General features: G+C 37.9%; 25 protein-coding genes. 12 read left to right on the top strand and 13 right to left on the bottom strand.

The genetic code is table 11. The features are described 5' to 3' along the window. The first annotated feature begins 1 nt into the window (after position 1). The 6 genes from Q1K78_RS02985 (at position 2) to Q1K78_RS02960 (ending at position 5196) form a co-directional block, all read left to right on the top strand. Positions 2 to 571 carry a YajG family lipoprotein gene (locus tag Q1K78_RS02985; RefSeq protein WP_300174270.1) on the top strand — a complete coding sequence of 190 codons (570 nt, stop codon included), beginning with the start codon at positions 2 to 4 and terminating at the stop codon, positions 569 to 571. Next, positions 571 to 1131 carry a peptidylprolyl isomerase gene (locus Q1K78_RS02980; RefSeq protein ID WP_300174356.1) on the top strand — a complete coding sequence of 187 codons (561 nt, stop codon included), beginning with the start codon at positions 571 to 573 and terminating at the stop codon, positions 1129 to 1131. Before Q1K78_RS02985 ends, Q1K78_RS02980 begins: the two co-directional genes overlap by 1 nt. 94 nt (positions 1132 to 1225) lie before the next feature. Then, the gene (locus Q1K78_RS02975) at positions 1226 to 2569 is read left to right on the top strand and encodes an MFS transporter (protein WP_300174268.1); all 1344 of its coding nucleotides are present in this window, start codon (positions 1226 to 1228) and stop codon (positions 2567 to 2569) included. Positions 2570 to 2852: 283 nt separating this feature from the next. Further along, positions 2853 to 3608 carry an outer membrane protein OmpK gene (locus Q1K78_RS02970; RefSeq protein ID WP_300174266.1) on the top strand — a complete coding sequence of 252 codons (756 nt, stop codon included), beginning with the start codon at positions 2853 to 2855 and terminating at the stop codon, positions 3606 to 3608. A gap of 107 nt (positions 3609 to 3715) precedes the next feature. Further along, a complete protein-coding gene (gene panE, locus Q1K78_RS02965) occupies positions 3716 to 4609 on the top strand; it encodes a 2-dehydropantoate 2-reductase (RefSeq protein ID WP_300174264.1) in 894 nt (297 codons plus the stop codon). Beyond that, positions 4606 to 5196 (top strand): DJ-1 family glyoxalase III, encoded by a 591-nt coding sequence (locus Q1K78_RS02960; protein WP_300174262.1) that lies wholly within the window; start codon positions 4606 to 4608, stop codon positions 5194 to 5196. The genes panE and Q1K78_RS02960 overlap by 4 nt, the downstream gene beginning before the upstream one ends. A 61-nt stretch (positions 5197 to 5257) precedes the next feature. Here Q1K78_RS02960 and thiI read toward each other — a convergent pair whose 3' ends face one another. From thiI to pomA, 3 genes are all read right to left on the bottom strand, one after another. Continuing rightward, positions 5258 to 6706 (bottom strand): tRNA uracil 4-sulfurtransferase ThiI, encoded by a 1449-nt coding sequence (thiI, locus tag Q1K78_RS02955; RefSeq protein ID WP_300174260.1) that lies wholly within the window; start codon positions 6704 to 6706, stop codon positions 5258 to 5260. 149 nt (positions 6707 to 6855) lie between these two features. Then, positions 6856 to 7773: a flagellar motor protein MotB gene (locus Q1K78_RS02950; protein ID WP_300174354.1), complete on the bottom strand. Its 918-nt coding sequence runs from the start codon at positions 7771 to 7773 to the stop codon at positions 6856 to 6858. A 15-nt stretch (positions 7774 to 7788) separates the two neighbouring features. Then, positions 7789 to 8553, bottom strand: coding sequence for a flagellar motor protein PomA (gene pomA, locus Q1K78_RS02945; RefSeq protein WP_300174258.1), 765 nt, complete (start codon positions 8551 to 8553; stop codon positions 7789 to 7791). 277 nt (positions 8554 to 8830) lie between these two features. Here pomA and xseB point away from each other — a divergent pair, with 277 nt between their 5' ends. The 4 genes from xseB (at position 8831) to Q1K78_RS02925 (ending at position 12238) form a co-directional block, all read left to right on the top strand. Next, positions 8831 to 9073 (top strand): exodeoxyribonuclease VII small subunit, encoded by a 243-nt coding sequence (gene xseB, locus Q1K78_RS02940; protein ID WP_300174256.1) that lies wholly within the window; start codon positions 8831 to 8833, stop codon positions 9071 to 9073. Continuing rightward, on the top strand, positions 9066 to 9962 hold the full coding sequence (ispA, locus tag Q1K78_RS02935; protein ID WP_300174352.1) for a (2E,6E)-farnesyl diphosphate synthase: 897 nt from the start codon (positions 9066 to 9068) through the stop codon (positions 9960 to 9962). The genes xseB and ispA overlap by 8 nt, the downstream gene beginning before the upstream one ends. Positions 9963 to 9982: 20 nt before the next feature. After that, positions 9983 to 11866 (top strand): 1-deoxy-D-xylulose-5-phosphate synthase, encoded by a 1884-nt coding sequence (gene dxs / locus Q1K78_RS02930; protein ID WP_300174255.1) that lies wholly within the window; start codon positions 9983 to 9985, stop codon positions 11864 to 11866. Positions 11867 to 11962: 96 nt separating this feature from the next. Then, the gene (locus Q1K78_RS02925; protein ID WP_300174252.1) at positions 11963 to 12238 is read left to right on the top strand and encodes a hypothetical protein; all 276 of its coding nucleotides are present in this window, start codon (positions 11963 to 11965) and stop codon (positions 12236 to 12238) included. Here Q1K78_RS02925 and Q1K78_RS02920 read toward each other — a convergent pair. The 10 genes from Q1K78_RS02920 to nrdR form a co-directional block, all read right to left on the bottom strand. Further along, the gene (locus tag Q1K78_RS02920; protein WP_300174250.1) at positions 12235 to 14463 is read right to left on the bottom strand and encodes a LuxQ periplasmic sensor domain-containing protein; all 2229 of its coding nucleotides are present in this window, start codon (positions 14461 to 14463) and stop codon (positions 12235 to 12237) included. The two genes, Q1K78_RS02925 and Q1K78_RS02920, sit on opposite strands and share 4 nt — an antisense overlap. Continuing rightward, positions 14456 to 15544, bottom strand: coding sequence for a substrate-binding domain-containing protein (locus tag Q1K78_RS02915; RefSeq protein ID WP_300174350.1), 1089 nt, complete (start codon positions 15542 to 15544; stop codon positions 14456 to 14458). Before Q1K78_RS02915 ends, Q1K78_RS02920 begins: the two co-directional genes overlap by 8 nt. Before the next feature lie 43 nt (positions 15545 to 15587). Next, on the bottom strand, positions 15588 to 16091 hold the full coding sequence (gene pgpA, locus Q1K78_RS02910; protein ID WP_300174248.1) for a phosphatidylglycerophosphatase A: 504 nt from the start codon (positions 16089 to 16091) through the stop codon (positions 15588 to 15590). Continuing rightward, a complete protein-coding gene (thiL, locus tag Q1K78_RS02905; RefSeq protein WP_300174246.1) occupies positions 16091 to 17083 on the bottom strand; it encodes a thiamine-phosphate kinase in 993 nt (330 codons plus the stop codon). The genes pgpA and thiL overlap by 1 nt, the downstream gene beginning before the upstream one ends. Before the next feature lie 84 nt (positions 17084 to 17167). Beyond that, positions 17168 to 17635: a transcription antitermination factor NusB gene (gene nusB / locus Q1K78_RS02900; protein WP_300174244.1), complete on the bottom strand. Its 468-nt coding sequence runs from the start codon at positions 17633 to 17635 to the stop codon at positions 17168 to 17170. Continuing rightward, positions 17635 to 18105: a 6,7-dimethyl-8-ribityllumazine synthase gene (gene ribE / locus Q1K78_RS02895; protein WP_300174243.1), complete on the bottom strand. Its 471-nt coding sequence runs from the start codon at positions 18103 to 18105 to the stop codon at positions 17635 to 17637. Before ribE ends, nusB begins: the two co-directional genes overlap by 1 nt. Positions 18106 to 18254: 149 nt before the next feature. After that, positions 18255 to 19364 (bottom strand): bifunctional 3,4-dihydroxy-2-butanone-4-phosphate synthase/GTP cyclohydrolase II, encoded by a 1110-nt coding sequence (gene ribBA / locus Q1K78_RS02890; protein ID WP_300174241.1) that lies wholly within the window; start codon positions 19362 to 19364, stop codon positions 18255 to 18257. 36 nt (positions 19365 to 19400) lie between these two features. Further along, on the bottom strand, positions 19401 to 20057 hold the full coding sequence (locus tag Q1K78_RS02885) for a riboflavin synthase (RefSeq protein ID WP_300174239.1): 657 nt from the start codon (positions 20055 to 20057) through the stop codon (positions 19401 to 19403). A gap of 3 nt (positions 20058 to 20060) precedes the next feature. Beyond that, a complete protein-coding gene (gene ribD, locus Q1K78_RS02880) occupies positions 20061 to 21182 on the bottom strand; it encodes a bifunctional diaminohydroxyphosphoribosylaminopyrimidine deaminase/5-amino-6-(5-phosphoribosylamino)uracil reductase RibD (protein WP_300174237.1) in 1122 nt (373 codons plus the stop codon). A 1-nt stretch (position 21183) separates the two neighbouring features. Then, positions 21184 to 21633 carry a transcriptional regulator NrdR gene (gene nrdR, locus Q1K78_RS02875; RefSeq protein WP_300174235.1) on the bottom strand — a complete coding sequence of 150 codons (450 nt, stop codon included), beginning with the start codon at positions 21631 to 21633 and terminating at the stop codon, positions 21184 to 21186. Between the two features lie 169 nt (positions 21634 to 21802). Here nrdR and Q1K78_RS02870 point away from each other — a divergent pair, with 169 nt between their 5' ends. Continuing rightward, a complete protein-coding gene (locus tag Q1K78_RS02870; RefSeq protein ID WP_300174233.1) occupies positions 21803 to 23791 on the top strand; it encodes a methyl-accepting chemotaxis protein in 1989 nt (662 codons plus the stop codon). 83 nt (positions 23792 to 23874) lie between these two features. After that, entirely contained in the window at positions 23875 to 24201 is a 327-nt protein-coding gene (locus Q1K78_RS02865) for a hypothetical protein (protein ID WP_300174231.1), read from the top strand. Positions 24202 to 24226: the final 25 nt, after the last annotated feature.

The raw sequence follows: 24226 nt of genomic DNA, 5'->3' as shown, positions 1-24226 counted from the left end.
AATGAAAAAGGCCATTATTGCCCTTTCTGCTCTATTTTTAGCTGCATGTAGTGCTCCTTCTGATCCTCAGTTGGATATCCAACCTGTCGCATCTTCAAGCGCACACCAAATTGTTGATGGTGTAAAACTAACCTTGGATAGCAGTGATTTACGTACCGCTCAATATGTTGCTGTTATTGATAACGGACGCCAAAATGTTCAACCGATTCACGCGAAACAAAATTTACGTGTAACGCTTGAAGACGCATTAGCAACACAGCTAACAACACAAGGTTTTATCATCACGGTTGATAGCGATAACACGCTACGTTTAGACATTATTGAAGCATTAGTGAGTGCTCAACATTCATTAATGAGTAATGAAATAACAACCCAGGTGAAACTTCAAATTACGGCAGAGACACCACAAGGTAAGTTTGTAAAAACGTACAATGGCGTATCTAAAAAAACAGGCTCAATGAGTGCTGACAACCAAGATATCGAACAAGTTTTAAATGATCTTCTAAATGCAGTGTTAGACAAAATTGCGGTTGATGAAGAGCTACAAACTTACATTAAAGGTAACTTCTAATTATGAAATGGACATCTAAAACAGCGCTATTAATTGCCGCTCTGGGTTTTACTCAAGTAGCCTCCGCTGAATCAGTAAAATTTGAAACGACAGAAGGCAATTTCACCATTGAATTAAACTCAGAAAAAGCACCGATTTCAGTCGCTAACTTTATTCGTTATGTTGAAGATGGTAGCTATGTAGGTACTCAATTTCACCGTGTTATTCCTGGTTTTATGGCTCAAGGCGGTGGCTTTGATAAAGACATGCTGAAAAAATCAAGTTATGGCCCGATTAAAAATGAAGGCTATAACGGTTTAGGTAATGATACAGCCACGGTTGCAATGGCTCGTACCAATAATCCTGATTCAGCAACACGTCAATTCTATATCAACCTTAGTGACAATGGTTTCTTAAATGCAAATCAACGTCCACCAGGCTATGCCGTATTTGGTAAAGTAACCCAAGGTTTTGATGTTATTCAAAAGATGGCAACAAAACCAACAAAAGCATTACCTAATGGAATGCGTGATATCCCAGTTGAACCAATTATCATAACTAAAGCAACATTGATTAAATAATTTAGTTTACTATTGATTCTGTTTCATTATCAAAGCAGCTTTCGAGCTGCTTTGTTTTTTCTAATATCCATACAATAACAACAAGGAGCGTTTCATGTCTCAATCCATGCAATGGAAATCAGCCATTAAAAGCTACATGGACAAACGTCTACTTTGGGTTTTCATGCTTGGTTGCTCTAGTGGTTTCCCATGGGTACTAATTGGTTCAAACATGTCTGGTTGGCTTAAAGATGCAGGGTTAACTCGTGCTGCAATAGGTTACTTTGGCTCTGTTTTTGCTGTTTACGCTATCAACTTCATGTGGGCTCCACTTGTTGACCGTGTCAAATTACCATTTTTAGGGAATAAATTGGGTCAGCGCCGTAGCTGGATTTTTCTATGTCAGGCTATTGTTTTTGTTTGTACCTTACAAATTGCGGGTTTAGACCCTGCAAATAATTTAGCCTTAACCTCTATGTTCGCTCTTGCTATTGCAACCGCATCTGCCACACAAGACGTAGCCATAGATGCGTTCCGTATTGATACCTTTCCTAAATCAGAATCAAGTAAGATGCCACAAGCTTCTGCAATGGCTGTGATAGGTTGGTGGACTGGTTACTCACTTCCTGGATACCTAGCATTTGTTAATGCTGACAGTATTGGTTGGAATGGGGTTTATTATGGTATGGCTGGTATTGTTGCTTTACTAATGGTCTTTACTTTGCTCGTTGGTGAACCGAAAACTAAACGTAATGAACTTCAACACGAAGCAGAAACTCGACATAACAAAATCGTGCATTCTAAAACAGCAGCTTGGTTTACGGTTACTGTTATTGAGCCATTTTATGATTTCTTTAATCGTAATGGAGTTAAAACAGCCTGTACTTTACTCCTGTTTGTCTTCTTATTTAAAATTGGTGAAGCCTTCCTCGGTAGAATGTCGATTACTTTCTATAAAGAAATTGGCTTTAGTAATGAACAAATTGGTTACTACTCAAAACTTATTGGGTGGGGGGCAACGGTCTTCTTTACCTTATTAGGCAGTTTAATCAATGTACGATTTGGTGTTATCAAAGGCTTAATGATCGGTGGTATTGCCATGGCAGCAAGTAATTTGATGTTTGCCCTCATTGCCAATGTTGGACCAAACGAGCATTTATTCTTAGCGACTATTCTGGTTGATAATTTTACAACGGCTTTTTCTACTGTTGCGTTTGTTTCCTTCTTAACTATATTAACGGGAGAAGCGTTTTCTGCTACCCAATACGCCCTTCTTGCATCATTAGGTAACTTAGGTAGAACCACTCTGGCCTCTTTCAGTGGAGAGCTCGTTGACTATTTAAATAGTTGGCCATTGTTCTTTATATTAACTGCCGTGATGGTTGTCCCAAGTTTGATCATGTTACTTATGCTTAAAGGACATTTCAAAGCCCTACTTGATAAGGCACAAGGTTCTTAACGCACGTTAATACATAACAACTCTGTTACCAAAGCCTCCATATTCCGGGGGCTTTGTCGTTTTTGTTCACAGTTTATTATTACAATGACACTCATTACGTGATTTAGATCACTTAATTTATGCTGATATATTTATAAATAAGATCAAGATCAATATACAACATAAACGTTACATTAATTGCATTTTAAAAAGTGAACTTTATAGATATTATATGCACAACTTAGAGGCGGTATTAAACGACTCGCCAATACTTTTAGTAATACATAACTATAGAGATGCCATTATGCGTAAATCCCTTTTAGCTCTATCTGTTCTTGCTACCACTGTTGCTATCCCTGCTCAAGCTGAATACCTATATGGTTTTGGTAGCATGTACGCTGATTACCAAGTTTGGGATCAGGGTATTGGTAACGACGCTGATAACAACGGTAACGATATTTCAGGACGTAACCAAGCTGTAATTGGTATTGAAGGCGGTGCTGCATTTGATTGGGGTCAAATCTACGGTTTCTACGATTACGAAGGTGTTGACCGTGCTCAAGATAAGCGTGGAGCTTCTGCAAAAGGTACAATTCACTATAATCTTACAGAGTCTGGTGTAAGTTTATATGCTCAAGTATATAATACTGACTTTGATGAGTTTGGCGCTCATGAGCAAAACCGTGTTCTAGGTCTTGGCTATACTGGTCTTAAAGGTGATGGTTGGGCATTCACTCCATTTATCGGTGCTCACCAAATTAATGCTGATGCAGAGATCCGAGGTAATAATGGTGGCATGGCCGGTTGGGTTGGCTTCTATAATACTGATTTAATTGGTCAAAACTTTACTTTCTCTACTTGGGGTGAATATGAGTTTGGCCGTATGGATGCATATGCAGAGCAACAAGGTGGTGATTGGGGCCTAAATGGTAGTGCAAATGCTATGTGGAACTTCCACAAAAACTGGTCAACGGGTGTTCTTTACCGCTTCACTGTAAATAAACTAGCTCGTAAAGATTATCAAGATTTGGTTATTTACCGTCTACAATACAACTTCTAATCTAATTTAGAATCTCTATTCTACTAAGGCGCTCATCATGAGCGCCTTTGTTTTTTCTAGCAAACCCATTACACTGCTTTCATTATTTATACTTAATGGATAGCCACGTGAATATCACCATTCTTGGTCCTGGAGCTGTCGGTTCTTTATGGGCATGTTATCTGCAAAAAGCAGGGCATAATGTCTCTTTATGGACAAGAAGCTCAGCGCCTTCTGATGTTTCTCTTTCTTTAAATGCACAAGAAAACTCTTCGCACACTTTTTCTTGTAACGATAAAGAATCACTGACCTATTGTGATTTACTCTTTATTACCGTTAAAGCATGGCAAGTAGAAAGCGCTCTACTCCCTTTGCTTCCCCATTTATCAAAAGAGACTATATTACTCTTTATGCATAATGGCATGGGAGCTATTGATACTGTAAAAAATCACATAGATCACCACCCTATTTTACAAGCAACCACGACTCATGCAGCACTAAAACACAATAAAAAATCAATTGAACACACTGGGCTTGGTACTACAGTGATCGGCCCATTCAATCCACTTGGCGAACAATGTCATTTTATGCAAGATGTACTTCATCATGCATTAGCCTCTGTCGAATGGAATTCAAACATCCATATCTCACAGTGGAAAAAGCTCGCTATTAATTGTGCCATCAATCCACTAACCGCGATAGAGCAATGCAAAAATGGTGAGTTATCACAGGCCAAGCACCATGTAACGGTCATGGGTATCTGCCATGAAGTTCATCTTGTTTTACAGCAACAAAAAATTGAATGGCCTTTAGGTGAATTAATAAACACGGTCGATTTGGTGATTAATGCTACCGCAGAAAATTACTCCTCCATGAACCGCGATCTTTTTTATCAACGCCGAAGTGAAATTGATTTCATTACTGGCTATCTTTTAAAACAAGCCGAGAAGCACCAAATTTCAGCACCGATTAACCAAGCCTTGTATAATAAAATAAAACAATTAGAAGAGAACACACTATGACCACTAAAATTCTCGTTTGTCTAGCACCAGGAACAGAAGAGCTTGAAGCAATTACCGTTATTGATATTCTAGAGCGCGCTAAATTTGATGTCACCATAGCCAGTACCGCATTTGATGGTGCATTGACCATGAAGGCTGCACAACGAGTAATACTAACTGCCGATGTAAAACTAGTCGATGTGGCTGATGAAGAATTTGATTGTATCGTTCTTCCTGGTGGGCTAGAAGGATCTGAAAACTTCCGTGACAGTACTTTATTAATTGAGCTATTAAAACAACAGAAAGACGATGGTAAATGGGTTGCTGCAATTTGTGCAGCACCTGCCATCGTACTCCAACATCATAATATTTATCCTACCGCTTTAATGACGTGTTACCCAGCACTAATGCACCACATTCCAGAACAAAACCGCCGAGTAAAGCGTGTGTTTACCGATGTATTAAATAACCTGATTACAAGTCAAGGCCCGGGTTCAGCACTAGAGTTTGCAATGGAAATTGTGGCGCAATTTGGTGGTAAAGAACTGACCGCTCAATTAGCGACTGACTTAGTAACACTACCAACATTAAATTACCATAAAGTATAATAGCAAATAAAAAGGGAGCTGATTTCTCAACTCCCTTCTAAAATACAACTATGATACTAAATTACGGACGGTAAACTTTTACATTTTTATAGCCATTTTCAATTAACAATAATGCTTGAAGACGACTCATTACACCGCGATCACAGTACAATAGGTACTCTTTAGATTGGTCTAAATCACCAAACTGAGTCGCAATCTTAAAGAAAGGCAAATGCTTAACTTCTACACCATCAATTTCTAATGGGTTTTCGTCTTCTTCTTCCGCACTACGAATATCTAAAACAACAACATTTGAGCCTAACTCAGAGACCATTTCAACTTCAGGCGCTTGTTCTTGGCTTTCAGTTTCAATTGCACGAATATCCATTACGCGAGCATCATAAACCACTTGCTCAAGAATAGAGAAATCAAACTTAGCCTCTTCCTTCTCTAACTTGAATTTTTCAGCTTTAATGGTTGGTTTTTTAGAAATCACACCACAATACTCAGGCATCGTTTTAGCAAAATCTTCTGTGCCAATTTGACGAGCAACATCAATGATATCTTCTTTATCCCAGTTGATTAGCGGACGAAGGATCAATGTATCTGTTACATTATCAATATGACGTAAGTTAGTCAGTGTTTGGCTTGATACTTGACCTAGCGCTTCACCAGTAACCATACCTTGGATACCTAACTTCTCAGCAACCATGCCACCGGCACGCATAAACATACGTTTCAGGATAACACCCATTTGACCATCATCGACTTTCTCAAGAATTTCAGCTACCACAGGTTCAAAATCGACCGCAATGAATTTTACTTTTGCCGATGAACCGTATTTCTTCCATAAGAAATGAGAAACTTGTTTAACACCAATTTCGTGAGCAGGGCCACCTAGGTTAAAGAACATGTAATGCACTTTTGAACCACGTTTGATATGTAAGTAGCTCGAAACGCCTGAATCAAAGCCACCAGAGATCAAACTTAATACATCTTCTTGAGTTCCAAGAGGGAAACCACCAAGACCTTTATGACGAGCAATCACTAAGTTTAGTTTTTCATTTTCAACTTCAAACTTAACGGTAACGTCAGGATTTTTTAATTTTACTTTTGCAGATTCAACCGCCTGATTTAAACCGCCACCTACGTAACGCTCTAGCTCAATCGATGTAAATGGATGAGTACCACGACGCTTCACACGAACACAGAATGTTTTGCCTTCAATGATCTCACGGTTCATCTCTAAACATTGTTCATAGATGTCGTGCATATCAGCAAATGCTGTTTGTTTTACTTCTAACGTATGGTGAATACCCGGAGTATGCGTTACAGCCGTAAGTACTTGATTACGGTATGTGCCATCAAGACCTGAAACTTCAATGTAATCACGACGGTTAATCACTTCAACGCCTTTGGTTTCACGTTTAATGATGCTACGTAAATTCGTTTCAAGAATACGAATAAAACGCTTACGTACTGAATCACTTTTAATAAAAACTTCTGGATGTGGCTTAACGATAAACTTCATATATAGGCTTCACTGATGTGGAGTAACGATCAAATAAATATAAATAGATTAGATTGGCGATGCCCTAATCTGAGGCGCAAGATTATACCGAAAAAAAAGGCAGGTTGCTAATTCAACCCACCTTTCCTATTCATCTATTTAGAGCAATCTTATTGTTGAGCACTGGGTACTTCATCACTTTTATGCGCTTTACCTTGCATAATACTAATTTCAACACGACGATTTCTAGCTCGTTGTTTCCAAGTTTTATTAGGTCCTAATGGCTCTGTCGATGCCATACCACGAACGCGTAAACGATCACTTTCAAACCCTTTAACTCGCTCCATCTCATGAGCAACAGAAACAGCTCGTTGAGCAGATAAATCCCAATTAGAACGATATAATTCCGAATCTAATGGTTGATTATCGGTATGACCAGACACTCGAATTACACCAGGTACATCCTTAACCAGTTCCGCAATTTGACGGATCAGCGGGCGGAATTGGGGTTGTAAAAAAGCAGACCCCGCAGGAAACGCCCCTTTTTCACGAATGCGGATCACAAGTTGTTGACCTAGATTTTCAACTTCTAACGCACCATCTTTAATCTCACTTTCTAACGCTTTTTTAATAACGTCTTCTAATTCTTGTTGTGCCTGACTCTGGCTTTCAGATTCAGACTCGGTCTGTGTTGCCGTAGATGATGATTCTCCCCCCGTTTGCTTACCCGCATCTCTCTTCGTTCCACCAGCACGATCTGATTCTCCATCATGAAAATCTAATGTTTTCTGAGGAATGTCGATCGTTTGCTGCATGATCACTTCAATCGGCGTAGGTTCAGGGCGACCCGGTCGAAACTCTAGTGCAATAACGCTAGTCCCCTTAGGGATATCTTTTACTTCAAGAACATTCTGAACACCAAATGCAAATTTCATTGAACCTGCAATTTGCTTAAATTTCAGTACATCCATCTCAGAGAAAGAGAGTAACAATACGAAGAAACACATTAACAGCGTTGCTAAGTCAGCAAATGTTGCCATCCATAAGGGGGCTCCAGGAGGACATTTACACTTATCTTCATCTTCCATCATTAGCTCCTCGTCTTATTCTTCGCCAGTATCAACAACACGTTTTTTCTCGTTTAAATAGTTACGTAAATAGCTATCAATAACACGAGGATTTTGACCATCTTGAATTGCTAAAATACCATCAAGAATTAAACGACGATTTAGTTTTTCTTGCTCTTTACGTAATTCCAATTTCTGCGCAATAGGGAATGCGATCATATTTGAGATAACAGAACCATATAGTGTAGTTAGCAAGGCAACCGCCATTGCTGGACCAATCGATTTAGGATCATCCATGTTAGATAACATCCCAACTAGACCGATAAGCGTACCAATCATACCCATTGCAGGGGCTACATCACCAAAAGCGTTGAATACACCAACACCTCTTTCATGACGCTCATTGGTTAATGCGATGTCTTTCTGTAATGTGGCTTTAACCACTTCGGCATCATGCCCATCAACTAACAAATCAATGCCTTTTTGCATAAATGAGTTGCTGATCTCTTTTTCTTCTAATGCCAGGAAACCGCCTTTACGAGCCGCATCTGCCATTTCAACAATAGTGACTATTAAGTCAACCGGTTCATCTGTTTTAAACATAAATGCTTTAGCTGCAATTTTACCTGCGCCAAAGAATTGACCAACTGTAAACTTCATAAGTACAACAAAAGTTGAACCACCAAGTACAATCAGAACCGATGTTATGTCCATAAAAATGGCTAAACCACCAGCCAGTACCATTGCCATAATAATAAATGCAAAACTACCAACTAAGCCTATTAACGTTGCTAAATCCACAGAGCGCTCCCCTATCTTGCTGCTTGTGTTTATTTATAATGAGCTAAGCAAAAATCAAGCCATAAATATCATCACTTTTTTGCCGCTTCTTACTTATCGACCGAAGTCTTGGATGGTTTAATTTTTTTATTAAAAAAGAGTGTAAAAATAATATATTGCTTGAAAAGTAACCCTTAAACGCTAAATTCCCCTTTTATGTATCACTTTATCGCCAGTTCAATTGACCCTTTACCGACTCTGAGTTACCTTTCTTGGATCATTTTAAGAGTGAATCATTATGGCTGTAAAAAAACCGGAAAATTTATCATTTGAAGCGGCAATTGAAGAACTAGATTCTGTCGTTACTCAATTAGAAAGTGGCGACTTGCCTCTTGAAGATGCCTTAAAGAAATTTGAACGTGGTATTGCACTAGCACGAGCAGGACAAGAAAAACTGACCGACGCAGAGCAACGCGTTGATATTCTACTTCAAGCTGATGATAATGCTGAACTAACGCCTTTTGATACTAATGATGACTGATTCACTTAAACAGCAATTACCCATTTTTCAGCAACGTAATATTGAACATTTAAATCAATGGCTTGAAAAAATAGAGATCCAGCAGCAACCTCTTACAGAAGCAATGAAATACGCATTGTTATTAGGAGGCAAACGCGCGCGTCCTTATCTTGTTTATATTACAGCAGAAATGTTAGGTATAAATGCAGAACATGCCGATGCTGCTGCTGCTGCTATTGAGTGTATTCACTCATACTCATTAATTCATGATGATTTGCCAGCAATGGATAACGATGATTTACGCCGTGGTCATGCTACCTGTCATATTAAATTTAATGAGGCAACCGCCATTCTTGCTGGTGACGCACTGCAAACCTTAGCGTTTGATATTTTAGCTAATGGTGTACTTTCTAAAGAAGCAGAATCGTCACGTATTGATATGATCAGAGTATTATCCAGAGCATCCGGCGCATCCGGTATGTGCATGGGCCAATCCCTTGATCTACAAGCGGAAGGGAAGTTGGTTGATCTTGCTTCTTTAGAGAAAATTCATGCCCATAAAACAGGGGCATTAATGAAGTGTGCCATTCAATTAGGCGCACTATGTGCCGGAGAAAAAGGCAAAACCATTCTTCCACAACTTGAAAAGTATGCTGATGCTATTGGTCTCGCATTTCAAGTTCAAGATGATATTTTAGATATCATTAGCGATACTGAAACTCTCGGTAAACCACAAGGTTCTGATCTAGAATTAGAAAAGAGCACTTACCCTGCTCTATTGGGACTTAACGGTGCTCAACAAAAAACAGAGCAACTATACCAAACTGCAATTAATGCTCTAAATGACATCCCTTATAATACGGATGCAATGCAAGCGTTCGCCCAATACGTCATTGAGCGTAAAAACTAAAACAGATAAGCGCTAATATTATGTCACTAGATATTTCAAAATACCCAATTCTGGCTTTAGCAAATACGCCGGACGAGTTGCGCTCTTTACCAAAAGAGAGCTTACTAGCATTGTGTGATGAGCTTCGTGCTTACCTTCTAAAGTCAGTCAGTAAAACAAGCGGTCACTTAGCATCTGGGCTTGGTGTTGTTGAACTGACGGTCGCTTTACATTATGTCTATAACACGCCATTTGATCAGATCATTTGGGATGTTGGTCATCAAGCTTACCCTCATAAGATCTTAACCGGTCGCCGTGAAAAACTGTCTACTATTCGTCAAAAAGATGGATTGCACCCTTTCCCATGGCGTGATGAAAGTGAATATGACGTATTATCTGTTGGTCACTCATCGACATCTATTAGTGCCGCTTTAGGCCTAGCTATTTGTGCTGAAAAAGAACAAGAAAATCGCAAAGTAGTTAGCGTTATTGGTGATGGTGCTATTACTGCTGGGATGGCGTTTGAAGCATTGAACCATGCTGGTGATATTCACCCTGATATGCTAGTTATTTTAAATGACAATGAGATGTCTATTTCAGAAAATGTCGGGGCGCTTAATAATCAATTGGCACGCGTCTTATCTGGCAGCCTGTACACATCTATTCGTGAAGGCGGTAAAAAAGTACTTTCTGGAACACCTACGATTAAAGAATTACTTAAACGCACTGAAGAGCATCTAAAAGGCATGGTCGTACCTGGAACCATGTTCGAAGAGCTAGGCTTTAATTATATTGGTCCTGTCGATGGTCATGATGTAAACGAATTAGTTCGCACTCTTAAGAATATGCGCAACCTAAAAGGTCCGCAGTTCTTACACATTATGACGAAAAAAGGCAAAGGCTATGAGCCCGCTGAAAAAGATCCAATCAGCTATCATGGTGTACCTAAATTCGATCCAAACAATGATTCTTTACCTGAATCATCAGGTGGCACACCAACCTTCTCAAACATTTTTGGTGATTTTCTTTGCGATATGGCAAAAGAAGATGACAAACTAATGGCCATCACACCGGCAATGCGTGAAGGATCTGGCATGGTTCGTTTTTCAAAAGAATTTCCAGATCAATATTTTGATACCGCAATTGCAGAGCAGCATGCTGTAACTCTAGCCAGTGGTATGGCTATCGCAGGTTATCATCCTATCGTTGCAATTTATTCTACGTTCTTACAACGAGGCTATGATCAACTTATCCATGACGTTGCTATTATGAACTTACCCGTAATGTTTGCTATTGATCGTGCTGGTCTTGTTGGTGCAGATGGTCAAACACATCAAGGTGCTTTTGATATCAGCTTTATGCGCTGCATCCCTAATATGGTCATCATGACACCAAGTGATGAAAATGAATGCCGTCAAATGCTTTATACCGGTCACAAACACACTGGCCCAAGTGCTGTTAGATACCCAAGAGGTAGCGCAACAGGTATTGTAGTTGATAAAACAATGCAATCATTAGAGATAGGTAAAGGTCGTTTAATTCGTGAAACTAAAATCACAGAAAAAGGCGAACGTGTTGCTATTCTAAACTTTGGTACTTTCTTAGAAAGCAGCTTAGCCGCAGCGGAAAAGCTGGACGCGACGGTGGCAGATATGCGCTTTGCAAAACCATTAGATGAAACTTTGCTTTGTGAGTTAGTAACAAGCCACGATATTCTTGTTACTATCGAAGAGAATGCAATTTCTGGTGGGGCAGGTTCTGGTGTAATTGAGTTCTTAATGAAGAACCGTCTAATAAAGCCAGTCCTTCAACTTGGTCTACCTGATGAGTTTATTGCTCAAGGAACACAAGAAGAAATGCATACCGAATTAGGTTTAGATGCACCTGGCATTGAAAAACAAATCCGAGATTATTTAGACTTATAATTAATTTCATCTTATAAAAAATGCCACAACTCTGTGGCATTTTTTGTCTCTATTATTCAGTAAAATTTGAGCAATAAAATTAATCGCGGTGAAATCATGAAATCAGACGTAGATAAAATGCTTAATAAGCACCAACAACTCACTCATAGCGTAGATGTAAAAGTGACATCTCATACTCAACGAGATATTGGCGAGTGGGTACTGCACACCATTATGATCGAAAACTGTAACGTACCATTTAAATTTAATAGAATAAAAGCCTACCGCTCACTTAAAGGAGCTAACGTAAATGTGACATATTATCCTAGCGTGGAAACTATTGCTGGGTTTGATATTGATATCATGAAAATAGTCCGAATTAAACGCAGTTAACTTCTGAGCTCTGACTTATAAAAAACTAACGCATCTAGAATCGATTTTTCTTTGATTGGCTTCGTTATTATATAATTTGCACCCACAGATAGAAATTCATCATGAGCTTCCTTTAATACATCGGCAGTATAAGCATAAATTGGGGTGCTTAATTTCAATTCTTGTCGTATATACTTTGTTGCTTCAATTCCACTTATACCCGGCATTTGATTGTCCATCAGAATAAGGTCAAAAGATGACTCTAACAATCGACCTATCCCCTCTTTAGCTGAGGTTTCCCAAGTTACTTTTAAATTATATTTTTGACAATATGCTTTTGCTATATAAGCATTTGACTTATTATCTTCAATTAACAATACATTTAAGTTCGCTGGTAATAAAGAGTCATGATTATTATGCTTAATATTCCTTGTCAATACGGATGCATCAATAACAGTTACAGGAACTTGAATGTAAAATACAGAACCGGCACCAATCTGGCTTTCAACACGAATACTTCCATAAAGCAGATTCAATAATTGCCTTATAATTGCCAAACCCAAACCGCTACCACCAACTTTCCTGATTTCAGAAGATTCAACTTGAATAAAAGGTTCAAACATTAGTACCTGCTTATTCTGAGCAATACCAATACCAGTGTCTTTAACATCAATATGCAACACTGCCTGAGAGTCTTGAAACTTTAACGACAAAGTTAATGCTACATAACCATTTTCAGTAAATTTAACTGCATTACTTAATAAATTAAATAATATTTGGGTAATTCGCACTTGGTCTGTATTAATTAATACAGCACTATTAATATTATTATTTATCAAAAACTCAATCCCTTTCTCGTTACAAATAGGGGTGTATATCGCCTTAATAGTTTCTAACACTTCACTTAAAGCAAAGGGCTCACAGTTAATATTGAGTTTATCTTGTTCTATTTGAGAAAAATCCAGTACATCATTCAATACAGCAAGAAGATGCTCTCCGCCCTGATGAAGGATCATCATTTGTTTTTTCTGCTCTATAGTTAAATCACTTTGCCTTAATAAACTAGAGATCCCAAGAATACCATTTAATGGCGTTCGTATTTCATGACTCATTCGAGCTAAAAAATCTGATTTTACCTGTGTGGATTTCTCTGCTACTGCTTGCGCTTTATAACTTTCTTTTTTTGCTTCTATGAGCTCAATAAATATACATTCTAACTTATGACCAATATGATCAAACTCAACAATACCACTCCCTTTATATTCTGTTGATGCCTCATTTTTAGATACATTATTGGCATAATCTAATAATGAATTCAGTGCTAATAATATTTTATGTTCAAACAACCCTCTAATTATCACAGCTAGTGCAATTAAAATTAAGAAAGAAAGTACGACACTATAAATAAAATTCTGCTCAAGAAGATCAATATTATCTCTATTTTTTAAAGAAGCGATTGATAAAGAACCATTTAATGATTTAATATCTAACTCTGTAACATTCAATATTTTATTCGTTAATTTACATTCAGGATTAGTCAATGCAATTTGAATTTCTTTATATTCTTCTCTTTCTTTTCCTATGCTTGACGTTATTATTTTTCCATTATTTGCAATTAATATATCTTGGCTGTTACTTATTTCTTTTAAATCATTAAGGAAAGAAACATTATTATTCAATATAACTGCATTATATAAATAGCCCCTCATCTTACCCGTAGAAGATACTACAATTGGTGTTTTTCTTATTAAAAAATGGACTTGTGATACAGACTGATCAATCATCATATAATACCAAGCATTTATATGAATATTTTTTTTGACAATTCTTTGAAAATCATTATCTTCTAAACCAAAAAAAAGACTATTTCCATCATCCCAATACAATGAATTATCCACTTCAATAAACCGAAAATCAGGCGAATTATGGGGTGACCTTTCTTCAATATCAGAAAAATAATTTTCTAAACTTTTAATATGATCTTTACTATCATTATTTTGAATACCTAAACTACCAGCATCAGTATCTTGTCTAATTTGTAATGTCGATAATCTATGATTTAAGTAATTAGTGATTAAACTAGAGGTTTGTTGTAAATTACGCTTAACCTCTTCATTAATTGTATTTATACTTAATTGGTAGGTATGTATAGTAATACCTACCGTCAAAATTGAAAATATGATGAAAATAGCTCGAAATATAAGATCTGCTAACGATGCTTTTTTCAAAACATGTTCATTACTCATTCTTTAAATCCACTCCAGAATAACGAAAAGCTTTTTGTTTTAATAAGATGAGGTCTTCTGCACTCGTCTCAGAAGTTACTACTTCAAAGTCTCCAGAATAAACGGTTGGAACTTCCTTGCCTTCTAAGTCCAATTTAATCGCCTCAGCCATCGCAACACCAGTGTCATCATTCATTCTCATGACTGTTACATCTAACTTACCATTTTCAATTGCATCTAATTCCAATGAACCACCACCCCACCCATTAATTACAGGTTGGATATTGGTCATTTCATCCAAGGCATCTAGTGCACCTAATGCTATATCTGTAGAAGAGGCGTAGATAAAATCAACATCAGGACTGTCTTTCACGATGCTTTTCGTCGCGGTAAATGCACTCTCTTTTGTGGCTTCGGTATAAAAAGAGGAGGTTAATGTGTATTTATTATTGTCCATTGATTGAACAAAAACATCACCTCTCGCTGTACTTAAGTAACCATAGGAGAAGTACAGCATTCCGTACTTCGCACCATGAGGAAACTTTTCTTGAAAGTATTTAGCAAGTAAGCGAGTACCAATCACATGATCAAACCCTACGTATAACAGTGGTTGATTATCACGCCATGCCTTCACTGGTGTGGTAATATTTTGTACAATTATTTTCGTTTTAGGGCTTTGAATTACATGCTCAATAAACTTACGATGGCGGGTAGTATTCAAAGTAAAAATAAGATAATCCGATTTCTTATTAATTGCATCATATAAAGAACGGCTTTGCTCTTTAAAATCAACATTAAGTCGAGTTGATACTGGCGTTAATTCATACTTTATATTTAATGCTTGTAAGCGTGATTCAAAAGCAATCAAATTACGCTTCCAATAATCAGAAGCTTGCCCTCCAGGATAAACAAATGAAATCTTAATTGGTTTATCTTGTTTAACAGAAAGTGAGACTGGCTCCATCTTTACCATGTTAGATAATGATGCTGTTAGTTCATCTTCTTTAGGATACTTAGCCAAATATTCATTGTAGCCCCAATAGCCAACTAAAACCGGATCAGAAAATACCGCTTTTGAATAACCAAAGAAAGCAACCAACATTAAACATAAAGAGCAAAAACTTGCTCTGACTTTACTCATTTAATTACAACCAACCAGAATATTTTCCAACTAACCAAAGGCTAATTAGAGCCATAAATCCAGCGACAATATCATCAAGCATAATGCCAAAGCCGCCATGAACTTTATTATCTAGCCATCCAATTGGCCAAGGTTTTACCATGTCAAAAAATCGAAATAAGATAAACCCGGTAAGTAACCATTTCCAATCAGTTACTGATAAATTCAAATAAGGTACGATGCTCATTGTGATCCACAATCCAACGAACTCATCCCAAACGATTGAACCGTGATCGTGAACTTTCATATCCGCAGAAGTCACATCACAAATTTTAATGCCAACAAGCGCAGATACAATAACAGCTACAACAAATAAGTAAAAAGGCAGCTGAGCAAGCAATAAATAAAATGGAATGGCCGCTAATGTCCCCATTGTTCCAGGAATAATTGGCGCTAAACCACTACCAAATCCTGTTGCTAAAAGATGCCACGGATTTTTTAAACTAATTAATGCTAAAGGATTTGTCATTATTCATTCCTAAAATGGTCATAGCCATAAAGTGCCCAGTCCAATAGCACTGTCTCTTTATATAATTGCATACTATTCTGTAAGTTGGTAAATGGCCCATTAACTATTTCACCAATTATACTAACGTTATGATTTAAAAGGGTAGTTATTTGTCTAATCGCTTCTCTATTCTCTTTAGATGCAGTGAAACAAAGTTCATATTCTTCACCACTAGTCAGCGCTACTTTCTGATATTTATCTTCATCATCATAGTACTTAACTAACTCATTAGAAACCGGCAATCTATTAACGTCAATTTTAGCACTTACATTCGATTGTTTAAGTATATGCCCTAAATCCGAAATAAGCCCATCCGAGATATCTAATGCTGAATGACAAAGATGACGTATTTGTTGAGCAAGTTCAACTTTCGGTGTCGAGTAATAATGTCTGTATTCTAACTCTTGTTCTAATGCGGTTTGTGATTGGGGTGACCTTCTCAATAAAATCTCAAGTCCTGCAGCACTGTCTCCTAAAGGCCCTGTTACATATATATCATCACCTAGCTTTGCTCCTTTACGGGTCATCGCTTCCCCTTTTGGTACAATACCGTGAACTGTAATGGTAATGCTCAGTGGCCCTTTAGTTGTATCACCACCAATAAGTTGCACATTGTATTGTTTGGCCAATCCAAAAAAGCCCTTACAAAAGCCTTCAAGCCATTTCTCATCTGGCTCAGGTAACGTTAATGCTAAAGATACCCAAGTAGGTTTAGCACCCATTGCGGCTAAATCACTTAAATTTGATGCTAACGCTTTATAACCAATAAGTTCAGGATTAGCATCAGCTAAAAAATGGGTGCCTGCCGCTAACGTATCGGTGGTAATGGCAACGTGATGACCTTCTGGTACTGATACTAGCGCACAATCATCACCAATCCCTAAATCAACATCACTTCGAGACAGGTTTCCTTGCACAAAAAATTGGTCAATTAAATTAAATTCACTACTCATATTATATAAAATACTGTTTTTTAGTTATAAAAAAGGCCAGCGATTAGGCTGACCTTTACTATTAATTAGTATGCTAAATCCAACTTACTTTTTACGTAATGTTGGAGCCGCTTTATCTAATACACCATTTACAAATTTGTGGCTATCTTCTGCTGCGAACACTTTTGCAAGTTCAATCGCTTCGTTGATAACAACTTTGTAAGGTACATCGTCACGATTCATCATTTCATAGATAGACATACGTAGTAACGCAAGTTCCATCTGATCAAGATCTTGAAGTGGACGAGATAAGTATGGACGCATTTTACCGTCTAACTTAATGTGGTTAAGAGCAACACCTGAGAAAAGATCGCGGAAGTACGCTACATCTGTCTCTGGAGCTTGTAGTTTAGGCTCTTTTGCATGATGCTCTTCTTCATCATACTTATCTGCGGTTAAAAACTGATCTTCAATAGCAGCAACATTTTCTTTGCTTATTTGCCATGAATAAATTGCTTGAAGCGCAAATTGACGTGCATTACGACGTGCGGCTGGTTTCACACTAACTCCCATTAGGATTCTATTTGAGACAGTACATTAATCATTTCGAGTGCGCTTAGTGCAGCCTCTGCCCCTTTATTACCAGCCTTGGTACCGGCGCGCTCGATTGCTTGATCGATTGTATCAACAGTCAAAACACCAAATGCCACTGGAATACTGTATTCCAAAGATACTTGTGCTAGACCCTTATTGCATTCACTACATACATAGTCAAAATGTGGTGTACCACCACGAATAACAGAACCCAATGAAACAATTGCATCATATTTTGCTGTTTTAGCTACTCGTTGAGCAACTAATGGTAATTCTACGGCGCCAGGGCAGCGAACAACAGTGATGTTTTCTTCAGATACTTGACCAAAACGCTTTAAAGTATCGATAGCGCCTGAAAGTAAACTTTCATTAATAAAGCTATTAAAGCGAGAAATGACAATTGCAATTTTCGCATTAGGAGCAGCAATGCCGCCTTCAATTACGTTCATAAGCCTTCCTGTATCTATATTATTCCAATTAAACTGAGTAACTATTTTCAACTACATATCATAGTGAGAATCGGCGAATTCTATCACAGCTTTGTGACAAATATCTAATTATTTGGGCTCTATTTACACAATAGAGCCCATCAATACGCTTATTTTGAAACGTATTCTACTACATTCAGACCAAAGCCTGATAATGAATGGTAACGCTTTGAAGAAGATGATAGCAGACGCATATCAGAAATGCCCATGTCAGCTAATATTTGTGAGCCAACACCAACACGGCGTGACGTACCTTGTTTCTTAGCCATCGTTGGCGCTTCACCGCTATCTTGGCGCTCTAATACTTTGATTTTATGTACAATACTATCAGTTGACTCTTCGTTCCCTAAGATCACAAGCACACCACCTTCATCGGCAATGCGTTGCATTGCTGTTGGTAGTGTCCAGCTACGCTCTGCACAACGATCGGAATGAAGGATATCGGTGAAAGTATCTTGAAGGTGTACACGAACTAATGGTGCAGTACCTGATGTATTTTCTTTCTTCATTGCGTAATGAAGTTGATTATCGATCGTGTCACGGTAAGTAACCAAATCAAAATCACCAAATTCTGTTGGTAGTTTACACTCCGCAACACGCTCTATCGTTGTTTCGTTGTTATTACGGTATTCAATTAAGTCAGCAATCGTACCCAATTTCACATCGTGTTTTTCAGCAAAAATTTCCAGATCAGGACGACGAGCCATCGAGCCATCATCATTTAGGATTTCAACAATCACACCTGCTGGTTCAAAGCCAGCTAAACGCGCCAAGTCACAACCAGCCTCTGTATGTCCTGCACGTGTTAATACACCACCTTCTTGTGCTGCAAGAGGGAAGATGTGACCAGGCTGAACAAGATCAGCAGCAACGGCATTTTTAGCAACAGCAGCTTCAACAGTACGAGAGCGATCTGCTGCTGAAATACCCGTTGTAACACCTTCAGCGGCTTCAATAGAAACAGTAAAGTTAGTTGTAAATTGTGCGTTATTGTCTTGCACCATTGGTGGTAGACCTAATTTTTCACAGCGATCTTTTGTCATTGTTAAACAAATTAAACCACGACCATGTGTTGCCATGAAATTGATCGCTTCTGGTGTGATTTTTTCTGCTGCAATGATTAAATCGCCTTCATTTTCACGATCTTCATCATCCATCAGGATAACCATCTTACCTAAGCGAATATCTTCAATAATGTCTTTTGCTGAGCTAATTGCCATGTGAAATACCTTTAATATATTAGTTAGGTTAAGTGGTTAATTTAAGAAACCTGATTTTGCCAAAAGATCCATCGTAACAGAAGACTGAGGTTGCTCTTCTTTCTGTCCGATCACAAGTCTTTCTAAATATCGTGCAATTAAGTCCACTTCTAGATTCACTTTTTGACCTATACAGAAGTTGTCCATTGTTGTTTCCGCTGCCGTATGAGGAACAATCGTCAACTTAAATGCATTTTTACGTAAATCATTTACAGTCAAGCTAATACCATCGACCGTTATTGACCCTTTTTCTACTACATATTTAGCTAGATTTTGTGGCAACTGGATCCAATACTCGACCGCTCTACCTGTTTGGTGGCGTTCAATAATTTCACCAACCGCATCGACATGGCCTGAAACAATATGACCACCAAAACGAGTCGTTGGTAACATAGCTTTTTCTAGATTAACTTTATCGCCTGCTTTGTAATCGACAAATCCAGTACGTTTAAGTGTCTCTAGTGATAAATCAGCGGTATAAGTTTGGGCTGTCATCGCAACAACAGTTAAACATACTCCGTTGGTTGCAATGCTATCGCCAAGCTTTACATCACCCATGTCTAATTTACCGACATTAACGGTCACACTGATGTCTTCACCTTTTGGTGTAATTGCTTGAAGTGTACCGGTTGATTCAATAATTCCTGTAAACATACGTTACCTTGCTATTTTTGCTGTAATTCGAATATCTTTACCTACCATTCGAACATCTGTTATGTTTAGATCGATAGCTTCAGACATGGTGGTTAATCCGACAATATTTAATAAACTGCGACCATCAGAACCCATCAATTTAGGCGCTAAGTAAATGATTAATTCATCCACTAAATTGGCTTCTATCATACTCGCCGCTAAGGTGGCCCCAGCTTCTACCCAAATATGATTAACATTGCATTCTTGCACTATTTTATCGATAACTTCAGATAAGATAAGTTTACCATCGTCACAAACATTGCAATGCAGATGGCTATGTTGAGAACTGATAGGGTGAGATAACTGGGAAGAAATGGTGGTAACATTTCCTTCAACATTGAATAATTTAAGATCTGAAGTGAGTTGGTGTTGACGATCTAAAATAACGCGTAATGGTTGTCTTAGTTTTCTTTCTGGATAGTTTTTTTGAATTGATAACGGTAGATCATCCCAGCGTACATTTAAAGAAGCATTATCTTCTATTACCGTTTTTGCTGTTGATAATATGGCACCAGATAAAGCACGATAACGCTGAACATCTTGTCTCGCTTCTTTAGAGGTTATCCACTGACTTTCACCATTAGCCAATGCTGTTTTACCATCTAAACTTGCCGCCATTTTTAACTGAACAAAAGGTTTCCCGGTCTCCATTCGTTGTAAAAATGAAGGATTCAAGGCTCTAGAGTCTGCTTCTAATAAACCTGATTCGGTTTCAATACCAGCAGCATTTAGCATCGCTAAACCTCGCCCAGCCACTTGTGGATTAGGATCAACCATCGCACAGATAACTTTAGCAACACCGGCTTTGATTAAGCCTTCCGCACAAGGTGGAGTTCTTCCATAATGCGAGCATGGCTCCAACGTAACATACGCTGTTGCACCTTTGGCATTATCTCCTGCTTGTCGTAATGCATGAACTTCAGCATGAGGTTCACCCACTTTAAGGTGAGCACCTTCTCCAATAATCTTTCCATTTTTGACCAATACGCACCCAACATTTGGATTAGGTGCTGTGGTATAGATACCTTGTTTAGCCAATAAAATAGCTTTTTGCATCATTTGGTGATCTTGGGTGCTAAATGTCATGTTATTTCTCTAATTTTGCGATTTCTTCACCGAACTCTTTAATATCTTCAAAGCTGCGATATACCGAAGCAAAACGAATATAAGCGACTTTATCGAGCTCTTTTAATTGGTCCATTACTAGATTACCAATCATATCAGAAGGCACTTCTCGTTCGCCCGTTGCGCGTAGTTGTGACTTAATGGTATTCAACGCAAGTTCAACTAAATCGGCACTAACAGGTCGCTTCTCTAACGAACGGTACAAACCACCTGACAATTTATCTTCATTAAACGGTTCACGATTACCATTAGATTTAATCACTTTTGGCATCACTAGTTCAGCAAATTCAAACGTTGTAAAACGCTCATTGCACGCCAAACATTGTCGTCGACGACGAACTTGATGACCATCAGAAACCAATCGTGAATCGATAACTTTTGTGTCGGTTGCACTACAAAATGGACAATGCATTCTTGTCTCCTATTATTTTTTATTTAGTGTACAAGAAAAGCAGAACCATGCCTACTTTCAAGCGAAAGAAGAGCAGGCTTACACTAAGAGTAATTTACAACTATCAATTAAAGTATCAATTAATTTTGCCGATAAACATGCATATCACTACACATTTAAAAGGTTATCTATGACGCTGTCTATTTTTAAAAGTATTAAGCTCCGCTTGTTAATCATATCGATCTTGCCAACATTGATTATCTCCGTTTTTCTTATTCAACTTTTAATGCAAGAAAATAAAAATGTTTATAACGCAAATTATTCTCTTGAAGCAGTTTCTCTTTTTAACGCTTTAGATAACATGGCACACAATTTTGCAGTCGAACGTGGATTAACAGCTGGGTTTATTGCGACAAAAGGCCAATCAGGCAAAGAAAAATTAATACAACAACGTAAAAAATCTGATCTCTCAGAGAAAACATTACGTAATTTCAACGCGGTGTATTTAGATAAGAGTATGGTTAGTACCTTATTATCAGATATCACCTCACAACTAAACAATAAACCATCGATTCGAACTCAAGTGGATAGTTTACGCATCACCCAATCTCCTTTTGTTTATTACTCGATGCTTAATCAACTTTCTCTTGATTCTATCTCTGTAATCATTGGTAATATTAATTCTCAAGAACTGCGTAACGAAATGCTCGGACTTTCCGCTTTACTACAAGTAAAAGAAGAAGCAGGTAAAGTAAGAGGGGCATTAAATGGGGCATTTGCAGGGAAGAAATCAAGTTTAGATACATACGCTGACATTAATAATTATCTAACAACGGAATCCCTCGCTATTCGCCAAGCAAGCTCTGTTCTATCTCCATTTTTTATCGAGCAATTCAATTCAACTTCTCGCTCAGCTACTTGGCAAAAAGTATCTACTATTCAAAATAACTACTTATCTCAAAAAGATAATTTGAACAAATTAAATGGCCCAGCGGCTAGTGATTGGTTTCCATTAGCAACTCAACGTATCGGCTTAATCAAAGCGATTACTGATGACATATCTAAAAAGTTAAATGCGGCGGCTAACGGTACGATGAATGATGCAAAATTCATTCGTAATATCTATATTGCTATCGCACTACTACTGATCCTTCCGATTACAATAATGAGCCTTATAACAACACGCTCAATCAGTAAACGAATGACCATATTCAGCCTTCGTATCAATGAGATCTCAGCAACCAAGGATTTAACGCTAACCTTAGATGATAATGGGGAGGATGAATTTGATGACATAGCAAAAGACATTAACTCTTTAATTGAAAGTATTTCATTACCTTTACGAGCGGCTCATATCGTTACCTCTAAGACTCAGAACGAACTTAATTCATTAAGTCACCACCTAAAAAAAGCAACTCAATCAAGCCAAACCACCTTAACTCACTGTGACAGCATTGCGACGGCGATGACTGAAATGGCACAAACTAGCTCTGAGATTGCAAGTGTCACCAATAACGCTCATGGAACCACAACTCAAGCGACCAATCACGCAAGTGAGTGTAGAAATCACACAAAAACAACGACAACTATTGTAAATGACTTACATCACAGCATTATCAATACTCATAAGCATGTAGAAACTCTTGAAAAACAAACATTAAATGTTTCTGAGATTTTGGACACGATTACTTCCGTTTCTGAGCAAACTAATTTATTAGCGTTAAATGCAGCCATTGAAGCCGCTCGCGCAGGAGAACAAGGCCGAGGTTTTGCCGTTGTTGCTGATGAGGTACGAAAGCTTGCTCAACGTAGCCAAGAAGCGACTGGTGATATTCGTCAACTACTCGATTCTATTGGTACAAGTGCAAAGCAGGCTTTTGAACTAATGGAACACAGTAAAGAACTGAGTAATAAAACTCAAGATAACGTTAATTACTCATCCACTTTTATTGATTCATTGCACTCTGCTGTTACTGACATCGACAATTTTAATACCAGTATTTCAGCCGCCACATTAGAGCAATCTGAAACTGCAAATTCTGTTAATGCTGACATTGAAGATTTAGCCTCATTAGCAAATGGCACCAATGATCTTATTCATCATCTTGAAAATGAAATGATGAATATCGAACAAACGATGTCTGAGTTAACAATTCAAATCAATACGATTAAGGTCTAAGCTGATTTATCTGGCATAAACTCGCAATCCAAAGAGTTACAAGATATATTTAAAAGATAATTTAGCTTAAAGGAATAATCAAAATGAAAAAGATCAGTCTAGCGTGTGCTTTTGCACTTGTTTTAGCCGGTTGTAGCAGTACTCCAAAACAACAAGATAACTATCAAGATGCGTCTTTTGAGCTATGTAATACGGAAGTAAAAGTCTATTCAGTAAGTGATGATGGCCGTGTTCGTATCATCTGTAGCGATGGCTCTAAGTTCCAACTAAACAATGAAAAAACATTAGAGGTAATGCGCGATATTAATGTGGATTACTGTACTGGTGAAGGTCTAGGTAAATTTAATGAAACAAGCCGTTACTATACTTTCCAATGTAAATCTGGCGCGTTGATTAATATTAATAAGTAAGTTTTAATTTACTTACTGGTAATAA

Origin of the sequence: uncultured Aliivibrio sp., assembly GCF_946479765.1 — a bacterium.
Taxonomy (GTDB): domain Bacteria; phylum Pseudomonadota; class Gammaproteobacteria; order Enterobacterales; family Vibrionaceae; genus Aliivibrio.
The sequence above is the reverse complement of the archived record's forward strand: the minus strand, read 5'-3'. Positions and strand labels throughout refer to the sequence as shown.